Origin of the sequence: Exiguobacterium sp. S22-S28 (assembly GCF_043359615.1) — a bacterium.
In the GTDB taxonomy this organism is placed as follows: Bacteria; Bacillota; Bacilli; order Exiguobacteriales; family Exiguobacteriaceae; genus Exiguobacterium_A.
In genome coordinates this window covers 160,485-178,213 of record NZ_JBHFFC010000030.1, presented here as the reverse complement: position 1 = coordinate 178,213, position 17,729 = coordinate 160,485, and the positions used below count along the sequence as shown (strand labels likewise).

Sequence of the window (17,729 nt, the reverse complement as noted above, 5' to 3'; positions counted from 1 at the left end):
CTTATGCAAATCGAAACTGATTTTTTCGGCACGATTCAAATCGATGAAAGTGAAGTCATTACCTTTGCTTCGGAAGTACCCGGTTTTCCGGATGCGCGTCGTTTTGTGTTATTACCGTTTGGAGACAATATTCCGTTTTGGTCGTTTCAATCGATTGACCAGTCGGAATGTGCATTCGTCGTGACGAATCCGTTTTGGATTGATCCGGACTATGTCTTTGAGCTACCGGAGTCAGCGAAAGAACAACTGGGGATTCAAGAAACGGCACAAGTCGCGGTCTATACGACGGTCACCTTGCGTGAACCGTTCCAGGAATCGACGACGAACCTGCGGGCACCGTTCGTCATGGAGACGAAACGCCGTCAAGCGAAACAGATCATCCTCGATGAAACGTATGCGAACCGACGGGTGATCGGCAGTTTGACAGAAGTAGGTGGCCGCTGATGCTTGTTTTAAAACGTAAAACGGGAGAAGCGATTCAAATTGGTGACGATATCGAATTGACGATTCTTGCGATTGAAGGCGATCAAGTCAAGCTTGGTATCAATGCGCCCCGGCAAATCGATATCCACCGGAAAGAAATTTATCTGGCCATTCAAGACGAAAATGCGGAAGCCTCGCAAAGTACGAGCTTGATGACGCAATTGTTAAAGCAACGGATGGATACATAATTTACGCTTCTTTTGCTGATTTTTTTGGCAGAAGAAGTTTTTTTCATTAACGAAAAAAATGCTCATTTCTTTTGAATCGTGTATAGTAATGTAGAGAAAAGAAACCTTTTTGACTAAAGAGGGAGTGTAATGGGATGAATGAGACGAAGCAGCTGAAGAAAGACGCCAATCGTGTATTAAAAGCGACGAGCCGGACCTTTTATATACCGATCAGCCGTCTGTCACAGGAATTACAGGAGGCTGTAGGAGCCGCCTATCTATGTATGCGTGCAATCGATGAGATTGAAGACCATGAAGAACTTCCGACAGACGTCAAGACCACACTGTTGCGGGAAACGGCATTATTGATGCGGGGAACGTTCTCGGACGAGACGTATCGGGCGTTGATTGCACCGTATGCGGACCAGTTGCCGGAAGTGACGCTTCGTCTTTCAGAATGGATCGCCTATTGTCCGGAAGGAATCCGGTCGAAAGTACTGGAGTCGACAGCTGAGATGGCGGAAGGCATGGCAGTCTGGGCGGAGCGTGACTGGACGGTCAAGACGGCCGCGGATCTTGACGAATACACGTATTATGTCGCAGGACTCGTCGGCGTCATGTTATCGGATATTTGGTACTGGAAAGCGGGGATCGTCACCGATAAACAACAGGCAATCGGCTTCGGACGGGGCTTGCAAGCTGTCAACATCTTACGGAACCAACAGGAAGACGCCGAACGGGGTGTCGGTTATTTCCCACCGGGTTGGACGACGGAAACGATGTTTGACTATGCGCGCGACAACTTGGCGGAAGCGGACGCCTACCTCGCGTCGATTCCAAAACAGACGACGATTTATGAGTTTTGTAAAATTCCACTCGCCCTTGCGCACGGGACGCTCGATGCGCTCGCCCGTGGAAAAGAAAAACTCAGTCGTCCGGAAGTCTTGAAGATTGTCGGCAGTGCCGTCTTAAAACGATAAGTATATCAAAAGGGAGACCACGTTCACGCAGAACAGGGTCTCCCTTTTTGTCGTTATCGAATATCTTCGAGGTAGGACAGAACTTTTTCTTCGTACGCTTGACGATCGTGTTTATAGGACTGGACGTGTCCGTCGTTTTCCGTCACATACAACTCAGACCGCGGCGCTGATTTTTGCAATCGCATGCTTTCCGTCACTGGAATGGCGTCGTCATCTTTTCCATGAATCATCAGGATCGGATAATCAATCCGGCGAATCGCTTCAATCGGTTGAACCCGTTCCGGATTCAGTCCGGTCAAAGGGGGTGTCACCTGTAAGATGACCGGGGTGAATGGGAAGTTGGGCAGTCCGCTCCAAACCGGCAGATTCGTCTCGAGATAGTTTTTGAGATCACTGAACGGACTGTCGGCGATGACACCGGCGACATCTGCTTTTGGTGCTGTGACGAGAGAAGTAGCCGCACCCATCGAGATGCCATACAGGACAACCGGTTCTGAGGCACGTGACTTGGCATAATTGACAGCCGTTAATAAATCATCCTGTTCGTTCGCACCGACCGTGACACGGTCGCCTTCCGACTCACCGGAACCCCGGAAATCAAACGTCAACACGTTGTAGCCGGCTTGATGAAACTTCTTGAATAATGGCAGAATCGGGACATCCGTTTGTTCCCGGTTTTTACCGTACCCATGAGCGAAGACGATGGTCAGTTTGGCATCTTCACTTGGAATCCACCAGCCGGACAGGCGGGTCCGATCTTTATACGAGCGGAAGGATACATTTTCGTATGCCAGATTTTCTGCCTTTTTCGGATTAGTCGTCAACGGTTCCCGTTCGGGTTGCGTCAGGGATGAGCCGACATAAGCCGAGATTCCGACAATTGCAATTAATACTAAAACAAACAAGACGATCAGTCCGGCAATGAGTTTCTTCCGGTGTTTCTTCAGCAACGACACGACCATCCATCCTTTCTGGAGCAACGTTAGTGAATATCTTTTTTCTTGAATCGTCCGCCGTGGACATCGTGAATGTTTCCGATGGCGATGAAGGCTCCTTCGTCAAAATCACGGACGATTTCCTTCAGTTTCGTTTCTTCCAATCGACTGATGACACAAAAAATAATTTTTTTGTCGTCTCCGGAAAAAGCGCCTTCTCCGTTTAAGTACGTCATCGTCCGACCAAGCCGGTCCATGATGGCAAGACCAATTTCCTCATGATTTTCAGAAATAATCCAAACACTTTTTGATTGATCAAGCCCGTCAATGACGACGTCAATCGTCTTAAAGGCGATGAAGTAAGTAATCAACGAATACATGGCCCGGTCCCAACCGAAGACGAAACCGGCGGCACCTAAAATGAAGACGTTAAAGAACATGACAATTTCACCGACCGAGAAGGGAGTCGACCGGCTGAACGAGACGGCTAGGATTTCCGTTCCATCGAGCGAACCACTGGCCCGGATGACAATTCCGACACCGATTCCGAGGATCAATCCTCCAAAGACTGTCGCAAGCAAATCGACCCGCGTCATCGGACCGATGTCTTCGAGTAACTTGGTGGCGATTGCCATGACGGTGATGGCGTACAGTGTGGATAAGGCGAAGGTTTTCCCGATCTGTTTATATCCGAAAAAAATGAACGGAATATTGAGGAAGAACAACCAAAGGGCGAGTGTCGAATCCGTCAGTTTCGAACCGATGATCGAAATCCCGACGATCCCGCCATCGATGATGCTGTTCGGAACAAGAAATCCTTTCAGTCCGATCGCAAAAATAACCGCTCCGATCGTCAATAACAACAGGCGGCGCACCAGTTGCCATTTGGTTGAACGGCGGTGGCGTTTGACCTGTTCAGTCGCAGGCATCGAACTCCTCCTTTTTAGTGCTTTTTTATTACTATAACAAAAAAGCACTAAGGCGCGCGATAACGACCTTAGTGCCGGATTCAGCCATTATAGCGTAATGACTGGAAAAAACGTAAGACGAGTTCAGCTTCCTGTGCTGTTGTGTACTCTCCGATATATTGTCCGTGCTCCATTGCTGTAAGGGTAATGGTACAAGAGACGAGTTGAATTCCTTCAAAAAGACGGACTTCAAACGTCGCTGTCTGTAAGGGAAGTGAGGTATCCGTCGTGAAATAAAGCAAGCGGGTACTGGTCCGGTGCGCTTTAATATCTGAAAAACCAAGTTCAAACGTCTGATCATGGTGTTTCAACATCTTGATTTTTCCTTGAACCGAAAAGCTTGGAATACTGTCGGCTGCAAGTGAGCAGATCTCAATCGGGTACAGTACTTCACGTAACAAAAAACTGCCCATCACGTCGGCTGAGACCGGCTTACTGAACAAATAGCCTTGGATATTAGGACAATTGAGCGCCCGGAAAGTCTCAAGCTGACGGAGTGTTTCGATTCCTTCAGCGATGACCGCTAAATTAAATTCTTTTGCCATATACAAAATACTTTTGACGATGGCTTGCGCTTTTGCATCCTCCGCGATATGTGTTGCAAATTGACGATCGATTTTGACAACGTGGATCGGGTACCGTTGCAGATAAACCATGGAAGAATACCCTTTTCCAAAATCATCAAGAGCAATCCGCACTCCGATCTGACTCACATATTCCAGTGTCCGGCTAATGTTCGGATCGTCCATGATCAAGGCGGCTTCCGTGATTTCAAGCTCCAGCAGTTGGGGGGATAAATTATATTTTGTCAGGATGTGTTCGATTTGATATTCAAATCCCGGAATTAAGAATCGCTTCGGGGAGACATTCACTGAGATCGGCACAATCGCTGCGCCGGATCGTGCCCACTGTTTCATCGTTTTACACGCTGTCTCGACGACCCAGTCCCCGATCGCGATATGAAGTGCACTTTCTTCCGCAAGTGGAATGAAATCATTTGGGGGAATGCGTCCCCATTCGGGATGTTGCCACCGGATCAAGGCTTCGAGACCGATGATTTTTCCCGTCCAACTGTCGACTTTCGGTTGATACTCTAAAAATAATTCATCGCGTTCGATGGCATAATGTAAATCCTGTTCCAGTCGATAACGGCGGTAATAGTCGATATCGAGATTGGAGGCGTAATGATGCACGGTACTGTGATTCTCCCGCCGTGAACGCCGCAATGCCGTATAGGAATGCTTCATCAGTTCGACAGGATCGTCACTGTCATCCGGGAACCGGCTGATACCAATCGAGACCCGTGCAAACAAGGCATACGGTTCGATTAAAATCGGTTCGGCAGATAAGGACAGTAACACCTCGGCGCAAGAGGTGGCATCTTCCTTGTAACTGGACGGGATCAACATGGCGTATTCATCCCCACCGAGATGACCAAAAAAGACCTCGTCCGGTTTCGTCGTATAGAGCAACGCGCTTGTCGCTTGAATCCATTGATCACCTGAGGCATGGCCGAACGCATTGTTGATGTCGGAAATCCGGTTAAAGGAAATCGTTAAAATCGAAAAAGCTTCATTTTTTTTGATCCAATCCGTGATCGTCTCGTTCAACGAAAGTCGGTTCGGCAAACCGGTAATGGAATCATGCATCGCCAGTTGCTGTAACCGTTCCTCGTACTCTTTTTGGAGCGTGATATCGTGCATGATGCTGTTCGTGTAGGCAATCGATCCATCGAGATTAAAAACGGGAATTTGTTGATCCTCAATCCACTTGCAGCGTCCATCCGAAAACAGCAACCGATATTGGATCGTTCCGGATTTCCCGGACGTCAGCTGTTGAATGAATTGTTTCATCGCTGGTGCATCACGTGGATCCAGTCGTTCGCACAGCCAGTCCAGGCTCAAAATCAAATCCTCCGGTAATTCTTCGAAAATCTGAAAGAATCCCTTGGAGTGAAACAGCAGCCGTCCGCTTGATAAATCAATTTGCGAAATTGCCGCCTCTAATGCTTCATAAATTTCTTTCGTTTGTTCGCGTTCGAGCTTCAGCTGCCTCCGGGCTTCGCTGACCTCTGATAAATCATATAGGATGATGGAAATCTGATTTTTATTGTCGTGACGACGTAACGCTTTTAAACGTAAAAGCTGATACTGTTGTTTGAAATTCAAGATTGACACTTCTTGTTCAAACGAATCAATTTCTCCGTCCACCAGCCGGATCATTTGAAAGCGCAAAGGATCAAAGTCACGTGGATGGATCCGTCCTTTCAACTGTTCGTTTGAGAGTTGCGTCAACTCCATTTTTGGAAGACCTAAGTAGTTAACCAAAGACGCGGAATAGTCAACTTTCCGTGTTAACGCATCATACTGGAATACGACCAGTTCCGGAATTTGTTCCGTCAGTTCGAGTTTGGATTGAATTTTTTGGACGTCATCTTCCAGTTGTTTTTCGCGTGTGATATCGCGTGCGATCCCGTATACCCCAATAACCTGACCGTCTTGTTCAATCGGCATATTCGTGATTTTTAATGTCAGCCGATGGTGATCGGCATGTAATCCTTGTGCTGTATAATGAACGGTTTCTCCGGCAAGGGCACGATTGAAAAAGGCGGTCACGGCCTCAACCTGTTCAGGTGGATTGAAAACTGCAAAATGTTTGTATAATGTTTCTTCCGAATAGCCAAGCATTTGCGGAAGCGATTCATTGAAAAAAATGATTTCACCGAGGTGATTGAAGAAAAAAACAGCATCCTTTGTTTGCTTAAAAAAAGGCTCTGCCCGCTCGGGATGTGACAGTTCTAACCCGCCGATCAACAGAGGGGATGTAGATGAACGACTGAGTCGTTGCATCGTCTCGAAAAAAGTCATAGACAGATCTCCTCACTCGAATTTTTACTCTCTTTACTACTATCGGAATAAGTCGAGTGGTATTTCAATTAAAGTTCAAAGAATAGACTTTTTTTCGAAAAAAAGCGAATCATTTTTAGAAGAAAAAGAAAACAGAGGAACAGCAGAAGTCGCGCTTCGGAGATGGTCTTCATCGATTCACTGATCAAAGGGCACAAACAAACGGCACCACGCTCCACTTGGTGTGAAGGGTGATGCCGTTTTCTTCCGGATGTATACACGGTCAGATGGCTAAGTCGACAGATGTGTCACTGGCATTCGGATCCGCTTGATCCGAATCGTTCATGTCGTGATGACGTCCCGGACCATGTCCGCCGCGGGGATCTTGCTTGATGTCATCGTAGCTCGAAACTGCATCGGCCCGTTCCTGCATGCGTTCTTTGATGGCCGTCGCTTGTTTTTTCGTGATGGTACCATTTTTGACTTTTGCATCAATCGATTTTGTCTGTTCTGCGAGGACAGCTTTTTCAAAATCAGCGAAGGACACGTTGTTCGCTTCCGCAAACTCCGGTAATGATTGATCGGCTGCCTTGAACTTCGTTTCATCGAGATTCAGTTGCTTGAGGATGGCAGAGGCCGTATCGCCGAAGACATCATGTCCCGGTCCGCCGTGTTTTCCGGGTCCATGCTGACCGCGATCCGGTAAGTCATCATAACTGTTGGCGTCGGAGAACTCTTCCGTCAGACGGGCTTTGATGTCTGTTGCTTGTTTTTTCGTCATCTTACCGTCCGTGACGAATTGATCGAGCTGCGTTGTCTGCGCCGCAAGCAAGGCTTTTTTGTAGTCAGCAAATTTGATGGATTGGGCTTTCGCATACGCAGCAAGTGATTGGTTGGCCGCATTGAACTTGTTCTGGCTCAGTCCAAGTGCCTGTAAGACGTCGGCGATCAACGATTCGTTAAAGAAGCCGCCTTTGTCTCCGTGGTGTCCTTTCGGCATCTGTTCCTTCAGTTCGGCGTAGTTTGAAACACCGCTGAAGCGTTCCGTATGGTGTTTTAACATGTCCGCTGCCTGTGACTTTGTTAAGTCACCGGATTTGACGAGTGAAGCGAGCTGTTCTTTTGCGGCGTCCAGTTCGGCCTTTTTATATTCACTGAATGTAATGCCTTTTTGTTTGGCAAGGTCTGCGATCGATAAGCCTTTTTCACGGGCAGCATCCATCTGCTTTTCTGTCAGATTCAATTTTTTGAGCAGTAACGTCAAGTCGAGTCGTTTCATCCCTTCAAAATGCGGGCGTTCTGATTTCGTTTCTGTCGAGCTGTCATTGGTTGCAGCATAAGCAGACGCACCTCCGACGGTTAAGGCGCTGATGGTCAATGCGGTGATCCATTGTTTTTTGAATTGCATGGGTGATCACTCCTTTCACCCTTCATGTTAGCGGGCATCTCGAACGAAGTTGTGAGGAAGTTGCAAGGAAATCGCAAACAAACGTCAACCGGTCAAAAAAGGCAGTACACTACAAGTGGAGGGATGAAGATGAAGATTTTAGTAATTGAAGATGAACTGAAACTGGCGCAGGTCACGGAACGTTTTCTGCGGCATTATAATTACACCGTAACGCTTTCCGCTTCTCTTACGGACGCCAAACGGTCTCTCGCCAACGAATCGTTTGACGCTGTCCTGGTCGATGTCCGATTGCCGGACGGCGACGGCTGGTCGCTTGTCCCGTCCATCAAAGCGACGGTCCCGGCACCCGTCGTCTTTATGTTGACGTCACGCGGAGAAGCGGACGACCGGGTGTTTGGACTGGAGCTTGGCGCGGACGACTATCTCGTCAAACCTGTCGTATTGAAGGAGTTGATCATTCGACTGGAGCGGGCGTTGAAGCAACGTGTGCCAGCCGGACGACAGTTGGGTGACGTGACGATCGATGAAAAAGCACGCCGTGTTCAAAATGGAACGGAGAGCGTTAATTTGACGAAGATGGAATTTGAGTTACTGGTCTATTTCTTGGACCATCTTGGGGAAGCACTGACACGCGATCAAATTCTCGATGACGTCTGGGGCTATACGTTCGGTGGTGATACGCGGACTGTCGATACACATGTCAAGCAGTTGCGTGATAAACTGCCGATCGTTAAGCAACAGCTGAAGACCGTCCACCGGGTCGGATACCGGTTGGAGGCGATCGAATGAGTAAATTGATGCGGAAGTTTTTACTGGCGGTCGTTGCCCCGTTATTGATTATGGGGGTACTCAGTTTTAGTCTGACGGCATTTCTCGTCAATCGCTTTGCGGAAGATGAGCGGTACAGTCAGTTGGTACGGGAAGCAAACATCATCAAAGAGGCACTTACGGAGAATCGTCCGGTACCGCGGGACATTCAAGGATTTATTAGTCGGGACGCAGTGACGGAACGGATTGGCGGGCGGGGGCGGCAAGTCGTCGAACTGCCGATTCTTGACGATTTAAAACGAAAAGATGTCATTGAAGTTCAAGGCAACCGGTTGTTGACGTATCAGTTGACGAGCGGAGACACCGTCATCACGACGATCCGCGAAGCACCGCTCGCAAGCAGCGCACTCGACGGTGTCTATCTCGCGATTGGTGTCGCTTTGTTCGTCGCGTTACTGCTCGCAACGGGTCTTGCCTACTACATGGGACGCCAATTCATCCGACCGATCATTGACTTGCGCGGCGTCGCAAAACAAATCGGCGACGGTCAGAAGACGGTCACGTTACCGCTCCGTCCAAAAGATGAAGTCGGGGAACTGATTCAAGCCGTGGACGAGATGCAGGAACAACTGCTTCAAAAAGAAAAGTTGCAGAAATCGTTTATCGCCGGCATCACCCATGATTTACGGACACCACTTGCCATCATCCGCAATGAGACGGAAGCACTGGCAGCAGGTGTCATTCCGGTCGATGAATTGCCGGACGTGACGAACAGTATCATCGAGGAGACCGACCGGCTCGGTTTATTGATTGACGAAACGTTGGTCTACTCCAAACTGGCCGGCGGCATGATGCCGGTCGACCGGACAGAAGTCGTACTCGATCAACTGGTTATCGAGACGACGACCCGGTTGCAGTCGACGTTTCTCAAAGACGGTCTTCGTTTAATCGTCGAAACGGAACCTGTCCGGTTGGCGATTGATCGCCGGATGTTTGAACGGGTGCTCGTCAACTTCCTGATGAACGCGCAGGTCGCGGCGCCGACAGGAAGTGAAGTCCGGGTCTGCCTGACTCCGGAAGAACTGACGGTCGAGGATGCCGGAAACGGAGTCGCAGAAGACGACCGGGCAACGATTTGGGACTTGTATGTCAAACAGACCGGAGGATCCGGACACGGTCTCGGGCTTGCAATCAGCCGCTTGATTCTCGACAGTCACGGACTGACCTACGGCGTCCGGGACAGCACGCTTGGCGGCGCGTGCTTTTATATTCGGTTTAAGTAATCCGAGCAAAAAAAGACCCGCGTTTCACTGGAGTGAAGAGCGGGTCCTTGTGGTTATTCAGAATCGTTCGCTTGGACGAGGCTTGGTTTGACGAGTGTATAAAATTCATCACTCATGCCGACACGGCTGCCCATTTGGCAAGCCAGTTCAAGTGTTTCCTGGTAGAATTTCGCGACGAGGTTATGGTTTTTGATGTGCATCTCTTTCATCGCTTTTTCAACACCGAGGACAACTTTCGCGATTTGATCATCGGCATCATTACGGACCGGGACAACGTTTTCCGGAAGGTCCACTTCCTTGTCGTGTCCGTTAAAGCGGAACGAAGCGCCGAAGCCGAGGTGTTCGAGGAAGAAGTGCGGCAATAATTTGCCGGCGAAGAACTGGTGCCATTCGCTCTCTTTCATCGTATCCATGTCGCGTTTGAACGATGTCGTCGCCAGTGCGTAGCGGTCATGTGTATCTTTCATGAACTTCTCGAGGATCGGCACCTGCATCGCAAACGAATTCTTGAGCAGATTATCGAGCTGTTCTTGCGTTAATTGTTCTTGTTCAGCCATCAGTTTAACCCCATTTCGTTTCGTTAGTTCTATCGTAAGAAATTTAGACAATTCCGTCAAATCTTTTTCAAGAATAGAGTTTACCTATTTCACAAAAGGGAAATGATTTACTATCGAAGCATTAAGGGGGAGTTAGCATGAAACGAGTGGCAATGACAGGGGTATTAATCGGAGCATGTTTACTTCCAGTGACAGCTTTCGGTGCCAGTAACGTGACATATACAAACGGAACGATTCAAAATAAGGATTTCGGCTATTCCGTCAAGACGACGGCAGCCTTACAGACAGCGATCAAACAGGATAAGGTGAATGTCGTCAAAAATAAAACCGTCAAGACGAAATACGGTACCGTCACACGTAGCGGAACGTTTTCGCTCTATTATAAAGTAAAGGGCAAAGATCAAATGCTCGTCAACTTAAACTTTGAACCGAAAAAATTGACAAAAACCCAATTTGAGAACCAAGTCGGTTTCGGGACGTACCTCGGAACAAAAGGCGACAAAACGTATTACTACGTCCAACCGACCGAAGCCGTCCAAGGGGCAGTCGGAAAACAAAAGATCGCGGATCTCATCGCACGTGACGTTCCGACGATGATGAAGACATTCAAATTAAAATGAGTTCACTGCAAGGAGCACCAGCTTTTGCTAGTGCTTCTTTTGCTGGTTCGATATAGTAAAGGTTGAGGTGAAGTGAAATGGAATGGACAGTAACAGAAGTTAAACAAACAACAGAAGTGTTGCAACTCGAGAAATGTGTCAACGACCACGACGGGATCGAACTGAAAGTCGCGGCGGACTGGGTCGGACAAAATGATTTTGCGATTTACGATGATACGAAATTGATTGGCTATCTCCAAGCATTTGCGTACTTACCGACGGAATGGGAAGTCAACGTTTTCGTTGATCCCGATTACCGGCAACAGGGTGTCTTTAAAGCACTTGTTGAAGCGGCAAAAGAAGCGGCTCGTCCGCAAGGCGTCGAAGCGTTTACGTTTGTCATTGATGATGAAAGTAAATCTGGTCAAGCTGTTTTAGGACAACTCGGTGCTGAATACCGGATGACGGAATACAACATGGTCCTAAAAAAGGCGCAGTTGTTCTTGAAAGCGGATCCGGATTTTGAACTGCGGGAAGCAACGAAGGACGATCGTCCGTTCATCGTCGAGACACTCGGTTCATCATTTGGTAACACAGCCGATGAAGCGGAGTCGATTTATCAGGCGATCGAGTCGGAGGATCGCATCACGTTCATCGGTGTCGCAAACGGTAAGCCGATCGGTGTTATTCGGGCGTATCTTGCGTCCGAGACACAAGCAAGCATTCATGCGTTTGCGGTTCGTCCGGAAGCACAAGGTAACGGATACGGTAAAAAAATGTTGAAGCTGATGGTCCAAGCGATGTTCCGCACCGGTCGGACGCAGCTTGAGCTGGATGTCGAGACAGATAATGCCCGAGCGCTTGATCTCTATAAAGAGGCCGGGTTCGTTGTCGGGCGCGGTTACCAGTTCCACGTGCTCGGATTATAATCGTTTTACAGGAAGTCCACGTGAGTGGGCTTTTTTTGTTTGGTAGATCATAGGTTTTGGAACACAAAAAAAGCAAGTTTCCGTTCGTCCGTTGGCGCGCTTTCCTCGGGCGGAACACAAGCCGCGATCGTCCTCTTCGGACGACCGGGTCTTGCCTGTTCCTGACGGAAGGGACGAGCCCTTCCTTTTCCCGTAGGAGTCGCGCCCGGACACCGGAAACTTTTTTGTTAGGAAACTGGTGAAGGAAAAACAGAAAAAAACAAGTTCATCATCTAAAAGAAGTCTGAAACCTTCTCCGGGTTTTGTCGTATACTATGCATATGGAAAAAAAGAGGAGGCGACGTCATGGACGGTCGACAGGATTCATTACGGACGTTGAAGTGGGTATCAGGTGGTTTAGAGGCAATGCTTGGGATTCCGTTGCTAGGCGGGTTGATTGTCATTGGGACAGGATATAATGCACTGTGGTTGATGCTCGCGTTTCATATCGTAGTCGTCGTCTTGACGGCACGAGCCGGTCGCGTGTCAAAAGGAAACATCGTCGGAATCGTCGCGTCGACAGTCGGTGTCATTCCGGTCGTTGGCATGCTGTTGCACATCGCAGCCGCAATCGTGATCTTACTGGATGCGGCATTCGGAAACCGGATGATTACGCGGACACATGTGGAACGCGTTGAACCGATCCGTCCCCGTCCGGTCCGGAAAGAACAGGAACAGAAAGAGGATCATCCGTTCTAAGCTTTTTTCGTTGACAGGAGAAAACAAGCCGTGTAAAGTAAAAAACAAGTTAAGCCATATCAAACAAATCAACGACGCGGAGTAAGTACCGTCAACACTGCCGACAAAGCGAGTCAGGAAAGGTGAGAGCCTGACGCGGTAAGCTGATCAGGGAATGGACCGCTAAGAGCCTGTTGAACGATTCAGTAGACAGGACGGTTGCCCCCGTTACCGGGCTAGCTGGTTGTTGGACCAGCGACAAGAGGAGATTTTTAATCTCAACTAGAGGTGGCACCGCGCGGATACAGGCGTCCTCTATGCAGTAGCTTTTGCTATTGCATAGAGGGCGTCTTTTGTTTTACGTCAAGGAACGCCGAATCATCCAACGCACATTATCTTTAGGGGGAATTTTTGATGAAAAAGACATTGATCGCGGCGGCAAGCACGGCGTTCCTACTCGCAGGATGCTCGACGACAGAAACCGAAAAGGCAGCACCCAACGAAAACGAAAAGAAAGTTCTGCACACGATGGAAAGTTATGATCTCTTGTCGGTCGACCCGGCAGATGCCATCACGTCAAACATCTTTAACCAAATCTACGAAGGACTCTACCGGTTTGATGCGAACAACGAATTGGTTCCGGCAGCAGCGAAGTCGCATACAGTATCGGAAGACGGAAAAGTCTACACGTTTAAGCTCGATCAGAATGCGAAATGGTCGGATGGCAAGCCGGTCACAGCGGAAAACTTCCGTTATGCCTATGAGCGGGTAATCGAAACGAACTCACCGTTCTCTTACTTGTTAGAACCGGTTAAAGAAACAAAAGTCATCGACGATCAGACGTTACAAATCGAACTCAAACGTCCGACACCGTATTTCCTCAGCATGACGACGTTCGGTACGTATATGCCGGTCCGGGAAGATATCGTGAAAGCACAGGGCGACAAGTTCGGGACGGATCCGCAGACCAACGTCTACAACGGACCGTTCACGTTTAAGAAATACCAGGCGGAACAAGGGTACACACTCGCGAAAAATGCGGATTATGCGGACCGGAAAAACGTCAAGATTGACGAAGTCGACGTTAAAATCATCAAAGACCCGATGCTCGCAATCAATCTGTTTGAAACCGGTGAACTTGATGTTGCACCACTCAACTCGGAAAACGTCGTCACGTATAAAAACAAAAAAGAGTACAACACGTTCAGCGACTCACGGATGTTCTTCATCCGGATGAATCAAAAAACGGATGCGCTTAAAGATCCGAAGACCCGTCAGGCAATCGACGCCGCATACGATAAAAAAGCACTGACGGAAACATTGCTCGGGAACGGATCATTGCCGGCTGATTACATCGTCCCGCAAGAGCTTGATCCGAAGTACGACAAGACCCGTCAAATCGAAGCGTCTTTTGACGCAACACAAGCAAAACAAGTTCTCGCCGATCAAAACCTTGAGTTGACGATGATCATTGAAGATGATGACGTCTCGAAAAAAATTGGTGAGTATATCCAAGGTTCACTGAAACAACAAAACGTCGATGTTAAGCTGTTGTCATTGCCGAAAAAAGAACGATTGGCACGTGAAGGCCGAGGGGACTATGACTTGTCACTTGCAAGCTGGGCTCCGGATTATCAAGATGCAACAACGTACTTGAACCTCTTCATGACAGGCAATCCGTTTAACATGATGGACTACTCGAACAAGAAATATGACGGACTGTTGAAACAAGCGGAAAACGAACTCGATCAAGACAAACGTCTCGCCTTGTTGAGCGAAGCGGAAACGATGTTGCTCGACGATCAAGCGATTTCACCGGTCTACCAACGGAAAAATGCGTTCCTTCAAAATACGGAAGTCAAAAATCTTGCCCGTCACAATGTCGGAACGGATATTTCGTATAAATATGTTGAGATTGACCGTAAGTAAAGTAAAACCATCAGACATCTATGTCAACGCCCTTCTTCTATAGAAGAGGAGGCGTTTACTGGATGTTTTTTTGTTATGTCTATTACATATGTGACGAAAACGTGAGGAGCATGAACTACAAAATCAGGTCAATATGGTTAAAGCGTTCTCAGAAGTTGCCGATAAGAAAGGTGATGAGATTTGAAACAGGAAAGGGAGTTTCGAAGATGAGTAGATTACGAAAGAATTTAAAAATGCGGTTATTTGTTTGGGTACTGGCGATTTCGGTCATCACAGGCGGGATTTCAGCACAGCTGACGTTGTTCCTACATCGGGGACTTGATGTCGCCGACGGTCCGTCGATTTGGCTTGGTGCTGGAATTGGCTTGATTTTATCAATCATCGGTTCCTCGTTGATCCAGTTGATTTTGCGTCAGCCGATTAAAGCGATCGAAAAAGCGACGGAAACAGCACGCGAAGTCGCAAACGGCAACTTTAACGTCGATTTCGAAGAAGCGAAACGTGGCGACGAAGTCGATCAATTGATGCATGAACTCGAAGTCATGGTGTTACATATTCGCAAACAGGCAACCCAAATGGGCAACTCGAGTGATAAATTAACAGCGTCAGCGCAGGAAATCGCGGCGGCTGTTCATGAAGGAAATGCATCAGGCGAAAGCATCCGGACGGCGATGGCAGAATTGTCAGGGAAAATGAACGAAAACGTCGATCAAGCGTACTTGTCAATGGATGCCCTCGGTGCCGTCAAGCGGACGATGGATGAAGTCGCAAAAGAAATGAATGAAGCCTTAAAATCGGCGACGGTCATGCAAACGGAAGCCGAGAATGGGAAAACTCTTGCGACAGATTCAGTGGAAGCGATGCATATGATTTCAAGTAAGATGGAACAGTCGGCGACACTGAACGGTCGTCTGACGGATATGACCGGTGAAATCTCACGGATTACCGATGTGATCAGTGATATCTCGGCGCAGACGAACTTACTCAGTCTCAATGCGTCGATTGAAGCGGCACGTGCCGGCGACGCTGGTCGCGGATTTGCCGTCGTTGCAGCGGAAGTTAAAAAATTAGCTGAACAGACAGCAACATCAGCGAAAGAAATTACCGATTTGATTTCCGGTGTTAAACGTCTCGTCAACGATACAGCCAATGCGATGACGGACGTCCAAAAAGAGGTGGCGACCGGTGTCGGACTCGTCGAACAAGCGGGATCGTCGTTTGAAGAAATCCATCAGTCAACGGAAAGTGTCTATTCGCGTGTTCAATCGGTCGATCAATTGGTTATCAAGTCGGATAAAGAAATCGATCAAGTTGGTTTGACGACAGCCAATATTCTCGCGATGGTCGAAGAAGCATCGAAACACGCCGATCAGGTGTTGCAGGCATCAAGCCATCAAGCGGCATCACTCGGTGAAGTTAATGGGGCAATGGAAGAACTGGTTGCGGTCGCCGAACAATTACAGGAAGAGACAGGCGCGACGCGTCTGTAAAAGAAAACTCGCAGACGAAAATTCCGTCTGCGAGTTTTCTTTTCAAGAATTTTTAATTTTTTTGAGAGAAACTGTTAAACATTTTGATCCGACGTCGATATATAGAGTGGAAGCAGTCATCGACTACAACCACCGCGCTACTCTTGGGCCGGCCAGGGGGCGCATCTCGGCGAAGACGGATCTTCAAAGAGACAAAAAAATTATTCCTATGGAGGGAAACTTAAAATGATTATCAATCACAACATTACAGCTCTTAACACACACAACAAACTTTCTGCAGCATCTGGTGCACAAAGTAAATCAATGGAGAAACTCGCTTCAGGTCTCCGCATCAACCGTGCAGGCGACGATGCTGCGGGTCTTGCGATTTCTGAAAAAATGCGCGCACAGGTGCGTGGACTTGACCAAGCTTCACGTAACGCACAGGATGGTATCTCTATGATTCAAACAGCTGAGGGTGCGCTTAACGAAACACATGATATTCTTCAACGTATGCGTGAACTCGCAGTTCAAGGAGCCAACGATACGAACGTTGCTCAAGACCGTGACGCTATTCAAGAAGAATTAACAGCATTAAAGAGTGAAATCGACCGTATCGGTGAAACAACAGAATTCAACAAACAGACACTTTTAAATGGTGGACTTGGTGGATCTGTTGCTCAAAATTCTGGGACGACTACAGTTCTTGCTGTTACAGGTGTAGCAGGTGCTTCTACTAATGGTGCCGTTGCTGGAACATATGCGATTACTGCTGCTGCTGGCGAATTGACAATGACATTCGGATCTAAAACGCAAACAATCAGCAACGCTGCTGGCGCTCAAGACTTGAACTTCTCAGAGTTCGGTATCTCGATCAAAACAAATGCTGGTTACACTGCAGATGCCGCAATTGGTAACGTTGTTGTAGATCCTGGAGCAGTTACATTCCAAATCGGTGCTAACGAAGACCAAAACTTGAGCTTGAACATCCGTAACATGAAAACAGACGGCGTATTAAACCTCGCAACTGCAGGACGTGTAGATGTTTCGACTCACGCAACAGCTAAAGCTTCAGTAACAAACATCGAAGGTGCTATCACTGAAGTATCTAAAGAACGTTCGAAACTCGGTGCTTACCAAAACCGTCTCGATCACACAATCAACAACCTTAAAACTTCTTCTGAAAACCTAACAGCGGCTGAATCACGTGTTCGTGACGTTGACATGGCAAAAGAAATGATGAACCAAACAAAGAACTCAATTCTTGCACAAGCTGCACAAGCAATGTTGGCTCAATCGAATCAAACACCCCAGGGCGTTCTTCAACTCCTTCGGTAATTTGATTCCACAGGGCGTCTGATCGGGTAACTGATCAGAGCATGACTGGGTGAATTGCTGGAACTCCTAAGAGCCTTGATGTACGACAACGTGGCTGGAAACGGCGAGCGTGACCGTTCTGAAAAACGTCAAGGATTGGACAATCAGCAGCCAAGCACCTGTAGGGAAACCTTGGTGAAGGTTCAACGACTAGGATAGACGACCTAATGGAGACTTCCGATGGTTATGAAATCCGTACTCCGTAAACGGCGGGGGAAGCGCCCAGCTCCTAGTGATGACTAGGATGAAGATATAGTCTTATCATTAGCGAAAGTTAATGCGCGTAGCAAGCGAACCAACAGCCGCAAGGCGTT

General features: G+C 48.1%; 16 protein-coding genes. 11 read left to right on the top strand and 5 right to left on the bottom strand.

Translation table 11 applies throughout. The annotated features are described in order from the left end of the window. Positions 1-3: 3 nt before the first annotated feature. The 3 genes from fliW to ACHA8N_RS13795 all read left to right on the top strand — a co-directional run bounded on the left by fliW (position 4) and on the right by ACHA8N_RS13795 (position 1,630). On the top strand, positions 4-444 hold the full coding sequence (gene fliW, locus ACHA8N_RS13805; RefSeq protein WP_393966043.1) for a flagellar assembly protein FliW: 441 nt from the start codon (positions 4-6) through the stop codon (positions 442-444). Continuing rightward, positions 444-671, top strand: a complete 228-nt coding sequence (gene csrA / locus ACHA8N_RS13800) for a carbon storage regulator CsrA (RefSeq protein ID WP_393966042.1) — start codon at positions 444-446, stop codon at positions 669-671. The genes fliW and csrA overlap by 1 nt, the downstream gene beginning before the upstream one ends. Before the next feature lie 134 nt (positions 672-805). Continuing rightward, on the top strand, positions 806-1,630 hold the full coding sequence (locus ACHA8N_RS13795; RefSeq protein WP_026832120.1) for a squalene/phytoene synthase family protein: 825 nt from the start codon (positions 806-808) through the stop codon (positions 1,628-1,630). Positions 1,631-1,683: 53 nt separating this feature from the next. Here ACHA8N_RS13795 and ACHA8N_RS13790 read toward each other — a convergent pair whose 3' ends face one another. From ACHA8N_RS13790 to ACHA8N_RS13775, 4 genes are all read right to left on the bottom strand, one after another. After that, entirely contained in the window at positions 1,684-2,610 is a 927-nt protein-coding gene (locus ACHA8N_RS13790) for an alpha/beta hydrolase (protein WP_393966041.1), read from the bottom strand. Between the two features lie 2 nt (positions 2,611-2,612). Next, positions 2,613-3,494 (bottom strand): YitT family protein, encoded by an 882-nt coding sequence (locus tag ACHA8N_RS13785; protein ID WP_147510440.1) that lies wholly within the window; start codon positions 3,492-3,494, stop codon positions 2,613-2,615. 80 nt (positions 3,495-3,574) lie between these two features. Next, positions 3,575-6,382, bottom strand: a complete 2,808-nt coding sequence (locus tag ACHA8N_RS13780) for a sensor domain-containing protein (RefSeq protein ID WP_393966040.1) — start codon at positions 6,380-6,382, stop codon at positions 3,575-3,577. A gap of 280 nt (positions 6,383-6,662) precedes the next feature. Next, on the bottom strand, positions 6,663-7,787 hold the full coding sequence (locus tag ACHA8N_RS13775) for a hypothetical protein (RefSeq protein ID WP_393966039.1): 1,125 nt from the start codon (positions 7,785-7,787) through the stop codon (positions 6,663-6,665). A 129-nt stretch (positions 7,788-7,916) separates the two neighbouring features. On the opposite strand from ACHA8N_RS13775, the gene ACHA8N_RS13770 reads away from it, so the two are divergent. After that, on the top strand, positions 7,917-8,576 hold the full coding sequence (locus ACHA8N_RS13770) for a response regulator transcription factor (RefSeq protein ID WP_393966038.1): 660 nt from the start codon (positions 7,917-7,919) through the stop codon (positions 8,574-8,576). Beyond that, a complete protein-coding gene (locus tag ACHA8N_RS13765) occupies positions 8,573-9,838 on the top strand; it encodes a HAMP domain-containing sensor histidine kinase (RefSeq protein WP_393966037.1) in 1,266 nt (421 codons plus the stop codon). The genes ACHA8N_RS13770 and ACHA8N_RS13765 overlap by 4 nt, the downstream gene beginning before the upstream one ends. Before the next feature lie 53 nt (positions 9,839-9,891). On the opposite strand, the gene ACHA8N_RS13760 is transcribed toward ACHA8N_RS13765, so the two are convergent. Next, entirely contained in the window at positions 9,892-10,395 is a 504-nt protein-coding gene (locus ACHA8N_RS13760) for a hypothetical protein (protein ID WP_147510445.1), read from the bottom strand. 137 nt (positions 10,396-10,532) lie between these two features. Here ACHA8N_RS13760 and ACHA8N_RS13755 point away from each other — a divergent pair, with 137 nt between their 5' ends. The 6 genes from ACHA8N_RS13755 (at position 10,533) to ACHA8N_RS13730 (ending at position 17,376) form a co-directional block, all read left to right on the top strand. Beyond that, a complete protein-coding gene (locus tag ACHA8N_RS13755; protein WP_393966036.1) occupies positions 10,533-11,015 on the top strand; it encodes a hypothetical protein in 483 nt (160 codons plus the stop codon). Positions 11,016-11,092: 77 nt separating this feature from the next. Further along, on the top strand, positions 11,093-11,923 hold the full coding sequence (locus tag ACHA8N_RS13750) for a GNAT family N-acetyltransferase (protein WP_393966035.1): 831 nt from the start codon (positions 11,093-11,095) through the stop codon (positions 11,921-11,923). A gap of 345 nt (positions 11,924-12,268) precedes the next feature. Continuing rightward, positions 12,269-12,661, top strand: a complete 393-nt coding sequence (locus tag ACHA8N_RS13745; protein WP_393966034.1) for a hypothetical protein — start codon at positions 12,269-12,271, stop codon at positions 12,659-12,661. 393 nt (positions 12,662-13,054) lie between these two features. Next, on the top strand, positions 13,055-14,569 hold the full coding sequence (locus ACHA8N_RS13740; RefSeq protein WP_393966033.1) for a peptide ABC transporter substrate-binding protein: 1,515 nt from the start codon (positions 13,055-13,057) through the stop codon (positions 14,567-14,569). Positions 14,570-14,775: 206 nt separating this feature from the next. Next, entirely contained in the window at positions 14,776-16,059 is a 1,284-nt protein-coding gene (locus tag ACHA8N_RS13735) for a methyl-accepting chemotaxis protein (protein WP_393966032.1), read from the top strand. Between the two features lie 225 nt (positions 16,060-16,284). Then, positions 16,285-17,376 carry a flagellin N-terminal helical domain-containing protein gene (locus ACHA8N_RS13730; protein ID WP_393966031.1) on the top strand — a complete coding sequence of 364 codons (1,092 nt, stop codon included), beginning with the start codon at positions 16,285-16,287 and terminating at the stop codon, positions 17,374-17,376. Positions 17,377-17,729 lie beyond the last annotated feature (353 nt).

Excerpts from the sequence above, each read along its gene's own strand:
- ACHA8N_RS13770 (WP_393966038.1), top strand. The coding sequence starts at position 7,917 with ATGAAGATTTTAGTAATTGAAGATGAACTGAAACTGGCGCAGGTCACG.
- ACHA8N_RS13780 (WP_393966040.1), bottom strand. The coding sequence starts at position 6,382 with ATGCAACGACTCAGTCGTTCATCTACATCCCCTCTGTTGATCGGCGGG.
- ACHA8N_RS13735 (WP_393966032.1), top strand. The coding sequence starts at position 14,776 with ATGAGTAGATTACGAAAGAATTTAAAAATGCGGTTATTTGTTTGGGTA.
- ACHA8N_RS13765 (WP_393966037.1), top strand. The coding sequence starts at position 8,573 with ATGAGTAAATTGATGCGGAAGTTTTTACTGGCGGTCGTTGCCCCGTTA.
- ACHA8N_RS13755 (WP_393966036.1), top strand. The coding sequence starts at position 10,533 with ATGAAACGAGTGGCAATGACAGGGGTATTAATCGGAGCATGTTTACTT.
- fliW (WP_393966043.1), top strand. The coding sequence starts at position 4 with ATGCAAATCGAAACTGATTTTTTCGGCACGATTCAAATCGATGAAAGT.
- ACHA8N_RS13740 (WP_393966033.1), top strand. The coding sequence starts at position 13,055 with ATGAAAAAGACATTGATCGCGGCGGCAAGCACGGCGTTCCTACTCGCA.
- ACHA8N_RS13745 (WP_393966034.1), top strand. The coding sequence starts at position 12,269 with ATGGACGGTCGACAGGATTCATTACGGACGTTGAAGTGGGTATCAGGT.
- ACHA8N_RS13775 (WP_393966039.1), bottom strand. The coding sequence starts at position 7,787 with ATGCAATTCAAAAAACAATGGATCACCGCATTGACCATCAGCGCCTTA.
- ACHA8N_RS13730 (WP_393966031.1), top strand. The coding sequence starts at position 16,285 with ATGATTATCAATCACAACATTACAGCTCTTAACACACACAACAAACTT.
- ACHA8N_RS13760 (WP_147510445.1), bottom strand. The coding sequence starts at position 10,395 with ATGGCTGAACAAGAACAATTAACGCAAGAACAGCTCGATAATCTGCTC.
- ACHA8N_RS13785 (WP_147510440.1), bottom strand. The coding sequence starts at position 3,494 with ATGCCTGCGACTGAACAGGTCAAACGCCACCGCCGTTCAACCAAATGG.
- csrA (WP_393966042.1), top strand. The coding sequence starts at position 444 with ATGCTTGTTTTAAAACGTAAAACGGGAGAAGCGATTCAAATTGGTGAC.
- ACHA8N_RS13795 (WP_026832120.1), top strand. The coding sequence starts at position 806 with ATGAATGAGACGAAGCAGCTGAAGAAAGACGCCAATCGTGTATTAAAA.
- ACHA8N_RS13750 (WP_393966035.1), top strand. The coding sequence starts at position 11,093 with ATGGAATGGACAGTAACAGAAGTTAAACAAACAACAGAAGTGTTGCAA.